Origin of the sequence: Orenia marismortui DSM 5156, assembly GCF_000379025.1 — a bacterium.
Classification (GTDB): domain Bacteria; phylum Bacillota; class Halanaerobiia; order Halobacteroidales; family Halobacteroidaceae; genus Orenia; species Orenia marismortui.
Map to the genome: position 1 here is coordinate 54,802 of NZ_KB900620.1, position 20,520 is coordinate 75,321.

At 30.2% G+C, this 20,520-nt stretch carries 15 protein-coding genes; 1 reads left to right on the forward strand and 14 read right to left on the reverse strand.

All coding sequences use genetic code 11. The features are described from left to right. From OREMA_RS17610 to polA, 13 genes are all read right to left on the reverse strand, one after another. Window positions 1-242 (reverse strand): ATP-binding cassette domain-containing protein (locus OREMA_RS17610; RefSeq protein ID WP_040657396.1); only part of this gene is annotated, 242 nt, incomplete at its 3' end. A gap of 103 nt (window positions 243-345) precedes the next feature. Beyond that, entirely contained in the window at window positions 346-1,263 is a 918-nt protein-coding gene (locus OREMA_RS0109770) for an ABC transporter permease (RefSeq protein ID WP_018249079.1), read from the reverse strand. A 59-nt stretch (window positions 1,264-1,322) separates the two neighbouring features. Then, window positions 1,323-2,246, reverse strand: a complete 924-nt coding sequence (gene nikB, locus OREMA_RS0109775) for a nickel ABC transporter permease (protein WP_018249080.1) — start codon at window positions 2,244-2,246, stop codon at window positions 1,323-1,325. 451 nt (window positions 2,247-2,697) lie between these two features. After that, window positions 2,698-3,267, reverse strand: coding sequence for a lytic transglycosylase domain-containing protein (locus OREMA_RS0109780; RefSeq protein WP_407667766.1), 570 nt, complete (start codon window positions 3,265-3,267; stop codon window positions 2,698-2,700). Between the two features lie 46 nt (window positions 3,268-3,313). Further along, a complete protein-coding gene (gene coaE, locus OREMA_RS0109785; protein WP_018249082.1) occupies window positions 3,314-3,904 on the reverse strand; it encodes a dephospho-CoA kinase in 591 nt (196 codons plus the stop codon). A gap of 66 nt (window positions 3,905-3,970) precedes the next feature. After that, window positions 3,971-4,612, reverse strand: coding sequence for a sporulation membrane protein YtaF (gene ytaF / locus OREMA_RS0109790; RefSeq protein ID WP_018249083.1), 642 nt, complete (start codon window positions 4,610-4,612; stop codon window positions 3,971-3,973). Window positions 4,613-4,680: 68 nt separating this feature from the next. Then, window positions 4,681-6,534, reverse strand: coding sequence for an ABC-F family ATP-binding cassette domain-containing protein (locus OREMA_RS0109795; protein WP_018249084.1), 1,854 nt, complete (start codon window positions 6,532-6,534; stop codon window positions 4,681-4,683). Between the two features lie 6 nt (window positions 6,535-6,540). Then, complete coding sequence (gene mutM / locus OREMA_RS0109800; RefSeq protein ID WP_018249085.1) at window positions 6,541-7,368, reverse strand: DNA-formamidopyrimidine glycosylase; 828 nt, start codon at window positions 7,366-7,368, stop codon at window positions 6,541-6,543. A 375-nt stretch (window positions 7,369-7,743) separates the two neighbouring features. After that, the gene (locus tag OREMA_RS0109805; RefSeq protein ID WP_018249086.1) at window positions 7,744-8,169 is read right to left on the reverse strand and encodes an acyl-CoA thioesterase; all 426 of its coding nucleotides are present in this window, start codon (window positions 8,167-8,169) and stop codon (window positions 7,744-7,746) included. A 60-nt stretch (window positions 8,170-8,229) separates the two neighbouring features. Continuing rightward, the gene (locus tag OREMA_RS0109810) at window positions 8,230-8,436 is read right to left on the reverse strand and encodes a hypothetical protein (protein ID WP_018249087.1); all 207 of its coding nucleotides are present in this window, start codon (window positions 8,434-8,436) and stop codon (window positions 8,230-8,232) included. A 317-nt stretch (window positions 8,437-8,753) separates the two neighbouring features. Further along, window positions 8,754-10,100: a TldD/PmbA family protein gene (locus tag OREMA_RS0109815; RefSeq protein WP_018249088.1), complete on the reverse strand. Its 1,347-nt coding sequence runs from the start codon at window positions 10,098-10,100 to the stop codon at window positions 8,754-8,756. Window positions 10,101-10,104: 4 nt separating this feature from the next. Then, window positions 10,105-11,499: a TldD/PmbA family protein gene (locus OREMA_RS0109820; protein WP_018249089.1), complete on the reverse strand. Its 1,395-nt coding sequence runs from the start codon at window positions 11,497-11,499 to the stop codon at window positions 10,105-10,107. A gap of 165 nt (window positions 11,500-11,664) precedes the next feature. Continuing rightward, window positions 11,665-14,238 carry a DNA polymerase I gene (polA, locus tag OREMA_RS0109825; protein ID WP_018249090.1) on the reverse strand — a complete coding sequence of 858 codons (2,574 nt, stop codon included), beginning with the start codon at window positions 14,236-14,238 and terminating at the stop codon, window positions 11,665-11,667. Between the two features lie 804 nt (window positions 14,239-15,042). On the opposite strand from polA, the gene OREMA_RS0109830 reads away from it, so the two are divergent. Beyond that, on the forward strand, window positions 15,043-16,239 hold the full coding sequence (locus OREMA_RS0109830) for an S-layer homology domain-containing protein (RefSeq protein WP_018249091.1): 1,197 nt from the start codon (window positions 15,043-15,045) through the stop codon (window positions 16,237-16,239). Window positions 16,240-16,643: 404 nt separating this feature from the next. Here OREMA_RS0109830 and OREMA_RS0109835 read toward each other — a convergent pair whose 3' ends face one another. After that, a complete protein-coding gene (locus tag OREMA_RS0109835; RefSeq protein WP_018249092.1) occupies window positions 16,644-20,417 on the reverse strand; it encodes a hypothetical protein in 3,774 nt (1,257 codons plus the stop codon). Window positions 20,418-20,520 lie beyond the last annotated feature (103 nt).

A 20,520-nucleotide genomic window follows, 5' to 3' on the forward strand; every position in this document is an offset into this window, starting at 1 on the left:
TTTTCTAATAAGTTTTCACCTTTAAAATTTATCTCTCCACCTACTATCTTTCCTGGTGGGGTCGGGATTAATTGCATAATTGATGCTGAAGTTACACTCTTACCTGAACCAGATTCACCTACAATCCCTAAGGTTTCACCTTTATTAATACTAAAGCTAACACCATCTACAGCCTTTACTACTCCTTTATCTAAAAAGAAATGTGTCTTTAAATCTTTTACCTCTAATATTTTTTCACTCATCTTCTCACCTCCGTTAGTACTTATTAGCTGCTAGCTATTAATGCTTGGCTACTAGCTTAATTCTTTTAATCTTTACGCTATTAGCCAATAGCTAGTGACTAATTTATTTATCTTTCATCTTAGGATCTAAGGCATCTCTTAATCCATCACCAAATAAGTTAAATCCTAATACCGTAATTGCAATTGCTAAACCTGGAAAAATCATCATTCTTGGTTCACTTCTTAAATACTCTTTACCCGTACTTAACATTAATCCCCAACTTGGAATTGGAGGTTGTATACCAATCCCTAAGAAACTAAGGCCAGCCTCTGCCAAAATAGCACTAGCCACACCTAAAGTAATTGTAACAATAATTGGAGCTAGAGTATTTGGAATAACATGCTTCATAATAATTCTAAAATCATTGGCTCCTAAAGATTTAGCAGCTTCTACATATTCTTCTTCTTTCAAAGACATTACTTGTCCTCTAACAATCCGAGCCAAACCTGGCCAACTTATCAAACCTAAAGCCACAAATATCTTCTCTACACCTGGATCTTGAAATACAGCTATAATAGCAATCGCAAATAACATAAAAGGAAAAGCCAAGAAAACATTAATCAAATATGAAACAATATCATCAACTAATCCTCCATAATAACCTGCTACTGCCCCCAAAGCTATACCAATTATTAAAGCTATTACTTGGGTAATAAATCCAACTGTTAAAGAAATACGTGCACCATAAATAATTCTACTGAATATATCACGACCCAATTTATCAGTTCCAAAAGGATGTTGTAAACTTGGTCCTTGCATAGATAACTCTACCTTACCATCTTCCATAACTGGAGAATAATAAGGATCATGCGGAGCAATTACAGGTGCCAATAAAGCCAGTAACATTAAAGTCACAGTAATAAACAATCCTACCATCGCCATTTTATTCTTTTTTAACCTTCTCCACCCATCACGCCACGGGCTATGAACTTCTTGCTTGGAAACTTCTATTTTTTCATTAATCTCTGTTTTTGCTTCCACTACTGATACCTCCTTTTTCTACTTCCTCGATCAAGCCTTGACTAACTATATATATATTATTACTCATATCTAATTCTTGGATCTAATACTCCATAACTTAAATCAACTAATAGGTTAACTACAATAAAGATTGCTGCTAAGAATAATACCGTCCCTTGAATTAGTGGGAAGTCTCTTTTCATTACAGCATCTACAGCCATTCGACCAACACCTGGCCAAGAAAATACCTTTTCAGTTATAACTGTACCACCTAATAAATAACCCAACTGTGTACCAATAACTGTAATAACTGGTATTAAAGCATTTCGTAATGCATGTTTAATAACTACAACTCTTTCCGCTAAACCTTTTGCTCTAGCTGTTTTAATATAGTCTTTACCAATTACCTCTAACATACTAGAACGAGTCATTCTTGCTATACGAGCAGCTTGTCTACTCCCCAAAGCCAAAGCTGGTAAAAGTAAATGCTGCCATGTTCCATAGCCACCTACTGGTAATAAGTCTAGATTTAGTGCAAGTACCCAAATCAAAATTAAACCTAACCAATAAACTGGCATTGAAACACCTACCATAGCTAAAGTCATAAATACATAGTCTAATATTGAATAGGGTTTAATAGCAGAAATAACTCCGGCCGTTACTCCTAAAACAATAGAGATGACCATAGCACCAAAAGCTAATTGAGCCGTAGCAGGAAAACGTTCTATTATCATTTCTGTTACTGGTCTCTTAGAAGTAAAAGATTCTCCTAAGTCACCTTTGAATAACCTCCCAATAAACCTAAAATACTGAATATATAGAGGGTCATTTAATCCCATCTCTTCTCTAATCATTTCAATTGTATCAGGATCTGCATGTTGACCCATAGCTATTCTTACTGGATCTCCTGGAACAAAAACAAAATTCAGCAAGAACACTATTGTAGCAAGACCAATTAAAATTGGAACCGCCATTAAGCTCTTACGTAAAATATAAGTTAACATGATTTTACCACCTTTCATTACACTAATAATTTATTCTTAATAATTACTATTAATATATTTATTAATTAAAAAAATCTAATAGAACGCAAAAATGTAATTAACCCCTAAAAAAGAAAAAAATACCATAAGTTGCACACGAATGATAAATTTAAAAGATTATATCCTTTTAAGGTGATTTAAAGATCACTTATAGTAGCCCTTAAAAACAACAATTTACTGTAAATGTCATAACAAAAAATTTAAAAATAACTTTTCCTATCTATTACTTTATAATAATTTCTAGGTTACTTAGATAAGTCACCCCTTATTACAAGCTAAATTTGACACCTCCCTTTACACAAGGAAAACGATATAGATATGAATTTACAACAATATAATTATATATTTTTTTTAATTCTTTGTCAAATATATGCTGTTTATAGGCTTTTCTAATTAAGCAATATATACTTTTCTATCTTTCATAAATATATCTATATCTAGAGTATATTTTTTTAACTTTATGAACATATTCTCTAGTTTCAAGAAATGGAATTTGATCTAAATTAGCATGGCTACCATCCCAATCCCTATTTTTAAGCCATTTATCAACATTTCCTTCTCCACCATTATATGCTGCCAACATGACTGCTATATTATCATTAAATCTATTCTTCAATTTGGCTATATACCATGTACCATATTTAATATTAATTTCTGGATTATATAACATATCACTGTGAAAATCACTAACATTTATCATCTCAGCAATCCATTTGCCAGTTTCTGGCATAATCTGCATTAAACCTCTAGCACCTTTATTAGAAGTAGCCTCTAAATCAAACTTACTTTCAACATATATTATAGAAATAACTAAATAAGGATCTAAATTATATTTTTTAGCTTCCCTAACTATTATTTCTTCATATTTAATAGGATATACAAATTTCAAAATTGTTCTATGATTTAATAAAGCAAAAACAATGATAAAAATCAATAATAACACAACAACTACTTTCCCAAAATTAATTACCAAAATTAACACTCCTATAATCAATTTTAAGATTAAGTTTGATTTATATAAATCAAACTTAATCTTCTTTCAAATCTTCCCATAATTTTTTTACTTTAATTTTTAGTTCATCTTTACTACCATTATTATTAATAATTATATTAGCATATCTTCTTTTTTCTTTTAATGGAATTTGAGATTGAATTTTGGCAATAGCTGATTCTTTATCTATCTCATCTCTTTTCATTAGCCTCTTTATCTGTACTTCTCTATCTACATATACCAAACAAATCTGATCAAAGAGATCAAGCATATCGGCCTCAATCAATAATGGTACATCTACAATTATTATGTCGCTTATGTTAGCTAATCTATCCATTTCCTCTTTAATTTTAGTAATTATAATTGGATGAGAAATCTCATCGAGCAACTCTTTAGCTTGATGATCATTAAATATTATCTTCCCTAATTTTTGGCGATTTATCTCTTTATTATCTAATAGTATCTCTTCACCAAACTCTTCAACTATCCTTTGCCATAGCTCTTTTTCTGCTTCCATTAACTTATGAGCAACCTGGTCTGCATCTATTACAGTAGCACCAAACTCCTTTAGATAATTTGAGACTGTACTCTTACCACTAGAAATCCCACCAGTTAAACCAATTTTCAATTTTAACTCTCCTTTTCTATATTTGATCCTTAGCTGTTGACTATTAACTTCTCGCTAATGGCCAGTTTAGTAAAATTTTAAAAGCCCTAATAAAATTAAAATTATACCTGGTAATAATCTAATTTTATCATTTAATAATACAGATTCCATATGCTTTCCTAAATAAATTCCTCCAGATAATAAGAAAAATTTAAAGATACTAATAGATAGGGCAGTTATAATAGAATTATATCCAGTCATTGCTGCTGCAATACCTGCTCCAAAAGCATCTAAAGCTAAAGCCACTCCCAAAAATACAGCTTCCTTATTACTAATCGCTCCAGAATAATCCATATCTGCTTTAATGGGCTCCCTTAAAATATTTATAATCAATCCTAATGACTCAATTTTAAGACTAAAAATTTCTTTGGGAGCTTCTCTATGATCACTATTCTTATGTATAAATTCTATAAGCGATTGATAAAAGAGCCAAATACCAATAATAATCAACAATCCACCCCCAGCTTTCTCTGCTAAATTTGGCGAAAGAAAACCAGCTAATAAATTACCTAAACTCATAGATACTAACATAGTAATTCCTGAAGCACAACTAATTATTAAAATAGGCAAAAAAGTAATCTCTATCTTCTTCAATCCATAAGTAATTCCAACTATAAAGCCATCTAAACTAACTGCTAATGCTAAAATAAATATAGGCAAAATAGCCATATTAATCCCCCCTTCATCATAACTCTAATATCTATAGTTAGAGTATGACAAAGGAGAGAACAATGTGATTAAATAGCTTCTTCCCATATAATGTAATATTCTTCTAATTCTTTTTTTGCATTTTGATATTCCTCAGTTAATTCAGCTAATTTATCAGAATCCATACAGAATTCTTCAAGGTTAAATTTCTTCTCCAAGTCTAATACTTTAGTCTCTAAATTCATAATATCTTCTTCCAACTTCTCTAAATCAACCTTTTTCTTCTTCTCTTTTACGGTATTTTTAATGATTTTATCTTTTTTCATCTTCTCTTTAATTGCTTTCTCTTCTAAAACTTTTAAATACTGTTTACGGTAGGAAGAATAATTACCTAAGTACTCTACTAAGGTCTTCTCTTGTAGAGCAAATACCTTATTAATTAACTTATCTAAGAAATAGCGATCATGAGAGATCATCAAAATAGTTCCTGGAAATTCTTTTAAAGCTTCTTCTAATAGTTCTTTTGATTGAATATCAAGATGATTTGTCGGCTCATCTAATAATAATAGATTAAAATCTTGAACTGACAGCTTAGCTAAGGCAAGCCTTCCTTTTTCCCCTCCGCTTAAAGTCCCTACCTTTCTTAAGACATCATCACCTTTAAATAAAAATCTAGCTAAAATATCACGAGCTTGACTTTTTGTTACATCTTTAACCTTCATCATCTCTTCAATCAGATTATATTCTAAACTTAATTCTTCATGCTCTTGAGAAAAATAACCTACCTTTACTTTAGTACCAAATTTAATCTTGCCTGTTTTATGATCTATCTTATCTAATAAAACTTTAAACAATGTTGACTTACCACTTCCATTAGACCCTACTAATGCTATCTTTTCACCACGATAAATTTTAAAATTAACATCTCTAAAGATTAAATCATCTTCATAATATTTTACTAAACTATCAACTTCTACTACTTCTTCACCACTTACAGTCTCTGAATTAAATTTAATCTTGGCTTTGCTAAGAGTAGGAGGCTTAGGAATTCTCTCCATTCTATCTAATTGCTTTTGCCTTCCTCTAGCCTGCTTAGACTTAATACCAGCTTTATACTTCCTAATATAAGCTTCTGTCTTTTCAATCTTTTCTTGCTGCTTCTCATATTCTCGTTGCCAAGTTAATAACCGTTGAGGCTTTTCTTTTAAATAAAATGAATAATTGCCTTTATACTTTTCTAAACGCCCCTTTTCTAATTCCCAAACTCTATTAACTACCTTATCCAAGAAGTAACGGTCATGAGAAATAATAACCATAGCTCCAGGATAACTAATTAGATAGTCTTCTAACCATTCTTTAGATTCTAGATCAAGATGGTTAGTAGGTTCATCTAATAATAATAATTCAGGTTCTTGTAATAATAATTTTGCTAAAGCAGCTCTTGTCTTCTCTCCACCACTGAAATTTGATAATTTAGAAGTAAAATAACTTTCCGAAAACCCTAACCCCTTAAGTACTCCCTTAATTCTGCTTTCAATTTGATAACCACCACTCTTTTCATATTTTTCTCTTAAGCGGCTATAACGATTCATTACTTTCTCTAAATCTTGGGTCTTGCTCATCTCTAATTCTAAATCCCTTAACTTCTCTTCTAATCTAAAAACATCCTCAAATACTGTTAACATCTCTTCATAAAGAGGATTATCTAATTGCAAGCCAAAATCTTGGGCTAAATAACCTATATCTAAATCATTACTGCTTAATAATTCTCCATCATCTAAATACTCTTGACCAATAAAAATTTTCATTAGTGTAGACTTACCCGTTCCATTGACACCAATTAACCCAACTCTATCTTTTTTGGCAATCTGCAATGATATATCTTCAAAGATCACTTTTTCTGGGTAATATTTACTTGCCCCACTTAACCTCAATAGTCCCATTTCAAATTATTCCCCCTGCTCTTGACAATTCGGACAAAAATAAGTTCCACGTCCTCCTACTTTAATCTTTTCTAATTTTGTACCACATTCACTACATTCTTCTCCTGCTTTATCATAAACCATTAAATAATTTTGATGACTACCTGACTCTCCACTAGCATCTACATAATCCCACTTGGTAGTACCTCTATGCTCAATCCCATCACTTAAGACCTTACGAATAGCATAATATAAATTACTACTTTCTTTTTCAGTAATTGTATCAGCAGTTCTTAAAGGATGAATCTTAGATAAGAATAAAGCTTCATCAACATAAATATTTCCCAATCCAGCTAAAAATCTTTGATTTAGAAGTAATGGTTTTATTTTACCTCTACGAGTGGAAAGCATCTCTTTAAACTTCTCTAAAGTAAATTCATCACTTAAAGGCTCTGGACCTAATTTGGTTAAACTTCCAGCTTCATTTAAATCATCAACTAGATAAATTCGGGTGAATTTTCTTTTACTACCTAACCTTAATTCATCTCCATCCTTAAACTTAAAGAAGATACAGTCATACTTAGTACTGGCAACTCCCGGTTCTGCATAGAAGAAATAACCTGTCATCCTCAAATGTCCAACAAGATATTCTCCACTATCTAATTCAATAATTATATATTTTCCTCTTCTTCTTACATTATTAATTTTAACATCAATTAATCTATTCTTAAACTCTTGACTATCTACATTAGCAATCAATTCTTCTCGTTTAACTTCTACATCTACAATCTCTTTATCTAAAATTCTTGGATATAATGTATCTACTACAGTCTGTACTTCTGGTAGTTCAGGCATTTTTCTCTTCCTCCTTTTTAAGTTTAAATAATATCATATATCAATAGAGAAATTAATTAGATAGGTAATGCAATAATTTTCATTTCCAAAACAAAGTAAAAGTCAGCTTCCGTCCTAAAAGAATACCTTACTTTTTACTATAGCAAAAATTCCATTAGGGAAAACTATTAGTACTTATTAATATAACCTTTAATTATCACCCTATAAATCAACTTTTAATTAAAATCAAGTTTATCATAATATAGCTCTTACTTTTCAAAGACCTTAAATAATAAAAATTACTGTTTGAATGAAAGAATAATTTTAAAATTTATTTGAAAAATAACCTTGTACTTAATAATATCTTTAACCTTATTATTTTCATTATAACATACTTTATTTTTTATTATCAAAATTTAGATTAATTATCTCCCATAACTTAGGGAATTTCTTTTTTAAAGAAATAGGTTTAAATTCATTATTAACAAAAGGATGAACAGTACTACCGCTTGTAAGTAGCTTATTATCCTCTACCCGAATTATCTCATATTCAAAGCTTACCTTAGTTCTACGTAGATCTTTAATCTTAGTAAAAATTCTAACTAAATCATCATACAAAGCTGGATGATGATAGTTACAGTGTGATTCTAAAACTGGTAATAAGACACCCTTATCTTCTAAATCTCTATATGTCAAACCTTCTTCTCTTAAAAATTCTGTTCTCCCAACCTCGAACCAACGTAAGTAATTAGCATAATAAACTACTCCCATCTTATCAGTTTCTTCATAAGTAACTCTAATCTCATGGCTATGTTCTTTCATATCTATCCCCTTTCACTTTTAAAGGTCTTTAATCATAATATTATGATTAAAGACCTTATACTAATCTTCCCAACTATCTAAAATTGATTTTATCTCTTCATCCCAACCCATAGATACTTCTTCATAGTTATGAAAGTTCTCTGGCTCAGCAACAGTCTTAGTATGACAAAGAGTACATTGAATACTGATATTATCACTATTCTCTCCTAATACATCATGTAAAGTATCCTGATCACAAATTGGACAGTAATATAAACTCTCTTCCATACCATCTTCCCCTTTCTAAGCTTAGTTTAACTAAAGTTAGAAAGGATTATGACTTTAATTATTGGTAATTTGAAATTAAAAACTCAAACTCTCTCTAAGGGTCTAACGACCACTCCGTGATAAAAGAAATCTCCTAACCTCTCTCTTCCTATGAGTCTCAATGAGACTCTCCGTGGTCATCATCTTCATCTAAAAAGATTTATGAAGATAATTTCCCTTCTACAGAGAGAGGAACTTAAACCCCCTCTTAAGACTAAGAGGGACTAGGGCGTTACGATGTTTTAATTCTCAATTATCCATTATCAATTCTAAATTTTCTATGACCCACTTATCGCTAATTTCTTCAACTTAAAAGTTGGAGAACCAAAGGAACCAATCATAGGATTAAACTTCAAATCATTGCCTAATTCATCTATATCCTTAAGAAAATCAATTAAGTTGCCTGCAATCGTAACTTCACTTACTGCTCCTTTAATCTTCCCATCTTCAATCCATTGTCCTGTAGCACCTACAGAAAAATCTCCAGAAATAGGATTTGCTCCCCCGGTTACTAATCCAGATACCTTATGAAGATAAAATCCATTATCTACACCTGCAATAATCTCTTCTGGTTCTTTATCTCCACCTGCTAAATAGAAATTACTTGGTGACACAGCAGGAATACCTCGATATGAACCTCGCTCTGCATTACCTGTTGATTCTACACCATCTTTTTTAGCAGTATAAGTATCATATAGATAATTGCTTAATACTCCTTCTTTTATAATATCTGTAGGAGAACAAGGAACTCCTTCACTATCAAAAGGAGCACTAGCTAATCCCTCTTCTAAAGTTCCATCATCAATAATATTTACACCCTTTGCTGCTACAACTTGATCTAGCTTATCCATAAAAAGTGATCTTTTTTTCTGTACTGCTTCAGCAGTTAAGGCATTAGATAAGACATACATGAACATACTACCAACTTTAGGAGTAAAGATAACTGGCGCCTCTTGAGATTTAACAGCTCTTCCTCCTAATAATTTAATAGCATTCTTAGCTGCTTCTTCACCAGTCTTAACAGGAGTTAAATCCTTTAAATTTCTAGCATAACATAGTGCTGAAGCTGTCTGCTTATCTTCACCTGTACTTGCGATTACATATATATAAGCATAACAAACATTACTTTTGTAGCTCTGATTTAAACCATTGGAATTAACAATAGTAATCTCTGAAATATTATCACCATACCCAACACTAACTACCCCTTCTATCTTGTCACTATAGTCTGCGGCAGCTTCTTCCATCTTCAAAACTAAATCAATTTTATCCTCAATATTATTTTGCTTAAAGTTAGAGTCATAAATATTAAGCTTCTTATAACTATAATCTCCTTCAGCTAAGATTCTGTACTCATCCTTTTCTGCTATTTCAGCATTAGCAATTGCTTCTTTTATTACCTCTTCTAAAATATCCTCATTGAAATTAGCAGTATAGGCAAAACCCATCTTTTGATTAACTAAAACTCTAATTCCCAATCCTTTGGAATGAGCTGATTCAAGGCTTTCGACTTCTCCTTGATAAACTTCTATATTATTATCTTCTGACCGTTCATAATATAACTCTACATCGTCTGCACCTAATTTTTGGGCCTTTTCTATCAAAGTTGTTAAATTTAATCCCATAATCTTATTCCCCCCTCCTTTCTGTTCCTCCAACAGTAATCTCATCAACTAATAAAGTCGGTTGCCCCACAGCTGCTGCAATACTTTGACCATCTTTACCACACATACCAGGGGCTAATTCTAGATCATCACCAACCATAGAAATCTTATTTAGTACATCTATCCCTCTTCCAACTAAGGTAGCTCCACGTACTGCTTCAGCTAGCTTTCCCTTTTTGATTAAATACCCTTCTGCTACTGTAAATACAAACTCCCCTGTAGCAGTATCAACTTGACCACCACTTAATTTCTTAGCATATAATCCATCATCTACAGCAGTAATAATCTCCTCTGGCTTGGAATCGCCCTTTTCGATAAAGGTATTAGTCATTCGAGGAATAGGTATCGATTGATAAGAATCTCTTCTACCATTTCCTGTGGAAGATCTTCCTTCTTTTTTAGAGGTTTTAAAGTCATACATATAATCCTCTAGTATTCCATCCTTAATTAAAACTGTTCTTTGAGCTGAGTTTCCTTCATCATCTACACCATAAGAACCCCATCCATTAGATACTGTTCCATCATCAACAGCAGTAACAATTTTAGAGGCTACTTGTTGACCTAGCTTTCCAGCAAATACTGATGAATTTTTCTGAATCGCATCAGCTTCTAGCCCATGTCCACAAGCTTCATGGAATAAAACACCACCAAATCCATTATTAATTACAACAGGCATTTTTCCTGATGGTGCTGCTTCAGCCTTTAGCATAGTAACGGCTTGACGAGCAGCCTCTCTACCTATCTCTTCAGGTGGATATTTATCAAATAACTCAAATCCCATATGTAAACCAGGGCTCTCACTTCCTGTTTGAATCTGATTACCATCACTAGCAATAGCTCTAGCCATCATTCGAGTATGAATTCTTTCATCTTCAACATATAAACCCTCTGAATTGGCAATCATAATTTTTTGGGTATTATCCATATAACTAACTATAACCTGCTTAATACTCTCATCATAGTCCAAAGCAGCTTGGTTTGCTTTCTGCATAATAGTAGCTTTCTTTACTTTAGCTATATCTTCTGGTCTCTTCTTAATCGAATGAATCATTGCTAGATTTCCTTTTTTCAAATCTACTACTGATACTTTACTCTTACCTCTACTAGCCGCTCCTGCTACTTTAGCTACCTGTAATAGAGATGCTTTACTTAAGTCATCAGTATAGGCATAAGAAACTTTATCCCCAGTTAAAACTCTAACACCAACACCTAAGTCATAACCTGTCTTAACTTTTTCTATCTTTGAATTCTCTAAAGTCATTACATTACTGATAGAGTCTTCAAAATAAATTTCAGCAAAATCCCCACCATTCTCTAAAGCAACCTGTAGGATTTGCTTAATTAGTTTGTGTGATAACAATTTATAACCCCCTTTTAAGTAAAGTAACGAGTGACAAAGTGACGGGTGACGAGTTTATAAAGAAAAATTCTTTATTATATATTAATCTTGTTACAGTGTCTGGTCGTGACCAGACACTGCATAAATCTTTCCTCGTCACTTGTTACTGCTTACTTGTCACTGAATTTACTCCATATCATTCCAATTATCTCCAACCTTCACATCTACCTCTAAGTGAACATCTAATTGAACAGCTTTTTCCATCTTCTCTTTGACCAATTTGCTTACTTTCTCTAATTCTGCCTCTGCTACTTCTAAGACCAATTCATCATGAACCTGTAATAAGACTTCTGCTAATAATCCTTCTTCTTTCAGAGCTTCTGCTACATCAATAGTTGCTATCTTCATAATATCAGCAGCAGTACCTTGAATTGGAGTATTGATTGCCATTCTCTTAGCAAATTCTCGACGGTGGTAATTCTTACTATTAATATCTGATAAGTATCTCTTACGATTGAAGACAGTTGTTACATAGCCTTCTTCTTTTGCTTGCTTAATAGTATTATCCATATATTCTTTAACCTTTGGATAGCGGCTAAAATATAGTTCAATAAACTCTTGTGCCTCTTTATTACTAATATTCAATCTCTTAGCTAATCCCCAATCACTAATTCCATAAGCAATTCCAAAATTAACTGCCTTCGCTTTACGCCGTTCATTACTAGTTACTTCATCTAAGGGAATATCAAAGATTTCACTAGCAGTCTTAGTGTGAATATCTAAACCTTCTTCATAGGCTTCTTTCAAACCTTCATCATCAGAAATATGTGCCAATACCCTTAACTCAATTTGAGAATAATCGGCTGCTAATAATTTCTTACCTTCTTCTGCTACAAATACTCCTCTAATCTCTCTGCCTTCTTCACTTCTGATTGGAATGTTCTGTAGATTAGGATCAGCACTACTTAAACGGCCTGTTGCAGTTACCCGCTGATTAAAAGTAGTATGTATTCTTCCAGTCTCTTCATTAATATAGTCTTCTAATGGGGCAACATAAGTAGACTGTAATTTAGTATAAGTACGATATTGAGAGATTAAAGGAATGATCTCATGCTTAGCTTCTAATTTCTCCAATACACTAGCACTAGTAGAGTATCCAGTTTTAGTCTTTTTGATTACTGGTAAACCTAATTTCTCAAATAATATTACTCCTAATTGCTTTGGAGAATTGACATTAAACTCTTCATCTGCTAACTCATAAATTTCTTCTTCTATCTCTTTAATCTTCTCTTTAAACCTAGCATTTAACTTTTCAAGTCCCGATTTGCTTACTTTAATACCATTTAACTCTAATTCTGCTAAGACATTAATTAATGGTAATTCTACTTCATGGTATAGCTTTAATAGATCATTATCTTCTAATGCAGCGATTAATTTTTCTTCTAAATCAAATAACAATTGTGTCTTTAAGACTAATAAGTCTTTCCCTTCTACCTCTGGCAAGGTACGTTGCATATGTCCTTGTACTAACTGTTCAAAACTCTTTTCCTGCTCACTAGGTTTTAGAAGATAATCCGCCAATAAAGGTTCAAAAGATAAAGGATTAATCTTAATCCCTTGCTTTAATAGATATCTAATCTGCTCTTTTCCTTCTAACATTAGAATTTCTTTATCTTCAATAACCTCTTTTAAACCTTCAAGTAACTCTTTTTCACTTAGTTTTATGTAATAATTCTGATTATCTGCTAATGAAATAGTTATACTTGCTAGGCTTCTAGCTAATTTATCACCACTTAACTCTAAATTCACTGCTATTCTCTCAGCTAAGTCTAAATTCTTAAAGTCATTTAGAGAATCTATCTCCTCATATTCAGAATCCTTTACCTCTTTATGTCCACCAATATAAGAGATTAAACTAGTAAATTCTAGATCAGTAAATAGATCATAAGCCTGATCATTATTAAAATCAGACATCTTTAAGCTTTCAAAATCAACATCTATTGGAATATCTAACTTAATAGTTGCTAAATCCTTACTCATCCTTGCTCTATCAGACTGTTCTTTTAAGGTAGCCTTTCTCTTCTTTCCTCCTACCTTATCTATATTCTCTAATATATTCTCTAATGTACCAAATTCCTTTAATAATTTAGTAGATGTCTTATCTCCTATTCCATCAACACCAGGAATATTATCTGAAGTATCACCCATTAATCCCTTCTTATCGATTAACTGAATTGGCTCTAACTCATAATCTTCTCTAAATTTATCTAAATTATAATCAACAATATCAGTAATACCTCTTCTTGTGTACATAACTCGAATATTATCACTGATTAATTGTAGAGCATCTCGATCTCCAGTTACAATAGTAACCTTATAACCTTCTTCTTCTGCTCTTTTGGCTAAAGTACCAATTAAATCATCTGCTTCATACTCCTCCATTTGAAAGAATGGTATCTTTAAAGCTTTTAGTACCTCTCTTACTAATTCAAATTGTGGTCTCAATTCATCAGGAGTCTTCTCCCTTGTTCCCTTATAATCTTCATAAGCCTGATGGCGAAAGGTTTTCTTCCCAACATCAAAGGCAACTCCAATTGCATCAGGTGCTTCATTATCAATTAAAGTCAATAACATCCGAGTAAAACCAAAAACAGCATTGGTAATTGTTCCATCTGATTTAGTTAATGTCGTTGGCAATGCATAAAATGCACGATAAGTTAAACTATTTCCGTCCAATAAGTATAATTCTTTTTGTGACAAAATATTCTCCTCCTTAAAAAATTACTTTATCCAAATCTATTTTAACTCTTAAATAGAGCTAATTTTATTACTAACTACTCTACAGTTATTCATTAAAAAAAGCTAAAATCCTTTAAAAAGACCCCTGAACTACTTATTTAAACAATTTCTAGTATACCCTACAACTCCTAATCTATAAATTATTTCCAGCTAAAAAAAGACTACCCTAAAGGTAGCCATCGAATATTCTAGTAATTATTCTTCTCTGATAAGAATTTATTTTTTTCTTTTCTTTTTAGATCTTCTTCTTTTCTTACTCTTACATCCTTTTTTAGAACAAGATTTCTTCATTAAAACATACCTCCTAGTCTTAATTATAGTTTGTAAATATTCACTTGCATTATTATATGCTCGCAAACCATATTTTGACAAATTAATATAGTTAATTCCTAGACTTTAATAAGTCATATAGGTCTAAAGAGTATAAAGAGACACTTTTAGGTGCTAGGTCATAGGTCATAGGAGTTAGTAAGATCTTTTCTATGTCCTAGCTCCTAACGCCTAACTCCGAAACTGTCACTTTATCTATCTATAGTTCTGTATTTAAATTCTTTTCTAAAATTGTATATCTATATTCATAATAGGATCTACATGAGTATTATCACGAATATCTCCCCATTTTTATAATATACAGATCAGTTTTAAAATTGTTAAGCTAAGAGAAATTAATTACCACAAATTACAAAGAGGATCATATGGATATTTCCGTAAATATATGTTAGTATTTTAATGTAATTTAAGAATTTAGAAAGGGGTTAGTAAAAAATGAAGAAAAGAATTATCACAAGTCTTTTAACTTTGACAATAATAATGTCTTTGGCTTTACCTGTTATGGCTTATAGACCAGAAGATATAGCTACAAACCATTGGGCTTTAGAATATATTAGCCCATTACTTGATGAGGGGATCATGTATGTCTACAAAGATGGAAAGTTTCATCCTAACCAGGCAACTACTAGAGGTGAATTTGCTTATTCTTTAGCTAAAGCAATGAATTTAGAAACTTCTACAAATTCAGAGCTTACTGATATTAGCAATCACCCATCAAAAGGTTATATCTCTGCTCTAGTAAAAAGAGGGATCATTACTGGATATCCCGATAAAACCTTTAGACCAGAAAAGAAGATCACAAGAGCAGAAATTATTACAATGCTAGGACGTAGTTTAAGCTTAAATGATGAACAAAAAACAATCGAATTAGATGGTAACTTCTACTTTGATATTAATGAAAATCATTGGGCAAATAACCTAATCTCTTTGGCTACTAGATTAAATATTATTAATGGATACCCTGATGGTAATTTCAAACCTAATAATTATGTAACTAGAGCAGAGAGTGCCAAGTTATTAGCTAAGCTAAAAGGATTGAAAAAAGTAGAAGGACAAATCATTGAAACTTATCCTTTAGCTAGAAAGGTTAAAGTAAAAGTTGGAGATGAAATCAAAAACTTTAAGCTTTCTTCAAATACTTTAATCGGTCGAAATAACCGTCTAGTCAACCTAGATGAGATGCTTGTTTCTGATGAAGCTTATCTATTATTAAATGAATCTAACAATGTAACTTACCTAAAAGCCTTTGGCTTAATTACTAAAGAAGATGTGGGTAACAAGGTGAGTGATCTAACTAATAATATTCTAAGTGCAGAAGAATTGGTCTCAATTGCTGATGGTGATTGGGAAGCTGTTACTCCTCGTCTAAAGCAAGAGGTAACAATGACATTATTAGAAGAAGGATTAACAATTAGTGAAGTTCAAGCTATGTTCAATCAGGACTGGAATCAATTAGAGCTTGCTGCTAAAGATAGATTGATTGAAGCAATCTCTATCAATACAAATCTTCCAGTAGAATTAATTGAAGCAGCATCTAATAAAGATTGGGAAACAGCTAAAGAGGTAGCTAAAAATACTGCTATCACAACTGCTCTAAAAGAGGTTATGAGTAGAAGTGATCTATTATCATAATTCAATTTAAGAATTAAAATAGTCAGGATAATTATCCTGACTATTTTTCATTTATCATTACTATATAAGTTGAACTAATAATTTAAATTTACTTAGAAACAAATTGAAAGCTAAATCTTTTTTTGACGCTGATTAAAATCTAATTAAGTTCTGACCTTATTTATTAGCTAGTAGCCATTAACTGTTAGCCAATAGCTACAATACCTGAGTAAGTCAACCAAGAGTGCTTCCTCAGTCATTGCCCTCTGAGTTTGGAAATATAACCCTTCGTGAAATTTTAATTTTTAAGGTTCTTTTATTCATGTTAATTCATGGCTAAAAATTATTTTAGTAAGTACTTATATTTTAATGAGATTCTTTAATTCAATCTATATAACAATTATAATTCTTCCTTAGTTTATAATCTAATTCGCCTTCTGATTATCAAAATTAATATTACTATCTAATAGCACCATATCTTTATTGATAATAATTTTCTCTTCATAATATACTTTAGAATTTTTATCTTTAAGAGTAATTTTACTACTATCGTATAATTGCTCAATGACCTGATAAAAAATAATATCATCAGAAATAAATGGATTGTGCCTATAACTTTTACAACAGGATAATAGTTTTTCTATTAAAACTCCTGCTGTCTTACCCTTAATCTCTCTTAGAATAAACTCCTTTAATAATAATCTATCACTCTTAATCATTTGAGACAAATTAAAGCTTTCATATTCTAAATCTTCCTTAGACAATTTTACTTCTCCATCTTTAGCAAACCATCTTAAATAAACACCAAAAGAACTTCTAAGATTATGTAATAATTGCTTCTTCTTTTCTTTCAACTTAGTTCTAATCCCTATATTCGCTTTTAACTCTTCCAGTAGTAAAATTTTTTTCATTAAAATAATATTTTCTTCTACTAAAATATTTTCATTTGCTTTAATAATTACTAATGTATTTTGAAATTTGCGACCATGATAAATATTATCTTCAAGAAATTCTTTTAATCTATCATCACTATATAAATCATTTAATAAAATCACATATTCTAAATCATTTTTATCTTCTAATTGATGATAACTATAAACTTTGAATTCTTGTCCAAATAGATCTTTTGAAATTAGGGCTATTAGTCTCTCTTTAGCAATATTATCATCGACTTCTCTTAATTGATCTTTAATTAAAGTCCTTATATCTTTATATATTAATTTATTATTGCTAGCTGTAAAGAGATAGTTCTCAACTCTTAATTCATCAATTAAAGCATCAAAAAACTCATCTTCAATAAGAAAAATTTTGCTTCTATCTTGTTTAAACCCCTCTAATAATTCTTCTGTATAAATTTTATCACCTCTATTATCAATCTCTGCTTTAACTAAGCCTTTAGCCAAATTGAAATCAGGCTTTATCTCTTCTAATATATTATCAATACTAATCTTCTCTTGCTTAAGCTTTATCCCCTTAGTATCTTGCTCCCATTTGAGATATAACCAATTAATATTCTGTAATAAATTATTTAATATTCTTTTCTTTTCATTTAATACTCCTGATTCTTTTCTTATACTATCTGAATTTCGGATAGCAATTATTTCTTTGATCAAATTAATAATTTCTACAGAAAATAAATCTTCTTTAGGCTTAATTATAGCTAGAGTATTCTTATATTTTAATTTTTTATAGATCTTATCATTTAGAAAGAATTCTAATTCTCTTCTGTACAGCAATGAATTATTTGCATATTTCTCCAAATTGCTTGCTACTAGCTTATGACTGATATCTAATAGTAATACTTTTACTTTTTTATTATCTTTTATTTGATCATGACCATATATCTGTATTTCTATATCAAATAACTCTTCTTTTATATAATCAAACAACTCTTTTCTTGCCTCTTTGTTATTTATCTCTGCTACCTTTTCTTGAATCAGTACAGAATTGTCTTTATAAATACAATTATTATTCTTATCAAAAAATATCTTTTGACCCTTATGTAAAGCTATCAATAAATCATATAGCTCCTGCTGATCTACTTTAAAATTTAGTTCTATATTCTCTTCTATCCTATAAATCAAATCTTGAATAGCTAAAGAACACTTCTGTTCTAATATACTTAAAATATATTTCAATAATAGTTCTTTACTCTTATTATAAACTTCATTGTTCTTTGAAATATAGATTTCATCTTTAATACTTAACTTTTTAATTACATTATAAAAAGTTTGATCTTGAATTATTATTGGATTAAATATATTCTTTTTTGTCTCAAGTAATAATTCTTCAACTGTAATTTTCTTTCTTTCATTTAATTTTCTTTTAATATATTTTTCTATTGTAGTAAAGTCAGCTTCTATTTCTTCTTTTAGATTTATATTTAAGCTTTCAATCTTCTTTTCTACTAAATCTATCTTTCCTTGAACTTGAGTCCAAATTAAATAGCTATATTTTAAGTTTTCTAAACTTTTCCTTAATTGATCTTCTAGCAAGTCTCTGAACAATTCAACTTCACTATTAAAGAAATTGTTTTCTCCTTCTTTTAATTGATCTAATAAATTTATCTTTTTAATTGTATTTATATTTTCTGGAGTACAAATACTTTTATCAGCTTTAATAATCAATAAATTATTTTTGAAGTTTCTATTATAAATTTTATTTTTAATTTCTTTTATTAATTCTTTTTTAGATTCTGGTGGTGTAAGTAATAATACTACTTTAAAGTCTGAATCATCTTTAATTTGATCAAAATTATATATCTTGTAATCAAAGTCAACAAAGTTCTCTCTAAAAAAGGATAATAATTTATTTTGAGCTTTTCTTCGATCCATTTTGGGAAGTTTTTCATTAATTAAAGTAATAATATCTTTATCAACTTTAATTTTGTATTTCAAATTCTCTGTAATTAATTGGCTACTATGATTTATAACCCGTTTTAAATTTTCTTCTATTGCTTTTGCGTTATTCTTATCTGGCATAACTAATCCTTGTAAAATCTCTTCCTGGCTTACAAATCTATCTTCACTAATCTGAACTAAAAAGATGATCTTTAGAATATCACTACAATATTCTCCTTTGTCTACACAATCAAGTAAATTCTCTTGAAAAGCTTCAGTAATACCTATATTAATTTTCTCAAATAGTTTAGTATTAAGATCAGATAGTAGAATTAATTCTTTGTCTTGATAATTTTCTTTGACTAATTTAGCTAATATTTTAATATGATTCATGGGTTTAGGTAGATAAGTGCAATATTTTTGATAAGACTTAATTATATAATTAAGTAATTGAGGATGAAAGGGATAAGAGTTAATAAAGTTTTCTCTTACTTGCTCTATATTCTTAAAAGAAAATCCTATTCTCTGGTATTCTTCTAGATATTTATCTATTACTTCTTTTATTTCTTTTCGTTTAGTCTTCTTGTTTTTAAATAAACGATTGAAAATAATTTCTCTGCATTCATCTAAGTTATTCATATTCTTTACTCTAATTTCTAATTCATTATTAATGTCTGCTATTATTTGATTATCTTCTAAAGTTCCTAGACCAATAATTAACTTGTCATTTTCTTTTGCTTCTTTTAATAGAGTAGTCAAAAATATCTTGTTGGCTTCAAGCAAGTAGTCTTCTCTTTCATCATCAATGCTATCAAAGTATTCTTTTAAACCATCTATTAAAATTAATGTATATTTATTATTAATTAATTCTCTAATTTCATCAACTTCTGGATAACCATAAATATTCTTAAGTATATCTTTCTTATCCAATTTATTAAAAATTACTTCCCAAATTTTATCTGTTTTCTCTTTGCTAAGGTCTAAAATACAACTTTGACTATTATTCTTTATTTCTGTAATGGTAAATTTATTGAGCTTTATCTTATTCTCTTTAAGATAATCTTCTGCTACTTCAGGGGCTTGAAATAGATTATATAAAGCCAATAAAGCATGGGTTTTTCCTGTACCATGTTTAGCAGATAGAATAATGCTTCTGTTCATATTGATTCCTAATAAATTCTGATTAAGATTTATAAATAATTCTTTAAGAGTTGAAGTTATATATGTCAAGTCAAAAAATTGTTTTGGCGTAACTTCTATCTTTTCTTCCTGATATCTAATTTTAGATTCTTTTTTAGAAGGATCTAAACTAAAACAGTTACTTATAATATTCTCCTCTAATTCTATTAACAAACTCATTCTCTTTAACTCCCCTTTGAAAATTTTTCAATAATATGCAGTAAAAAATTACAATTATGCTATTTTATTAAATTAAACCATAGCTTTGTTAATGAAAGATTAC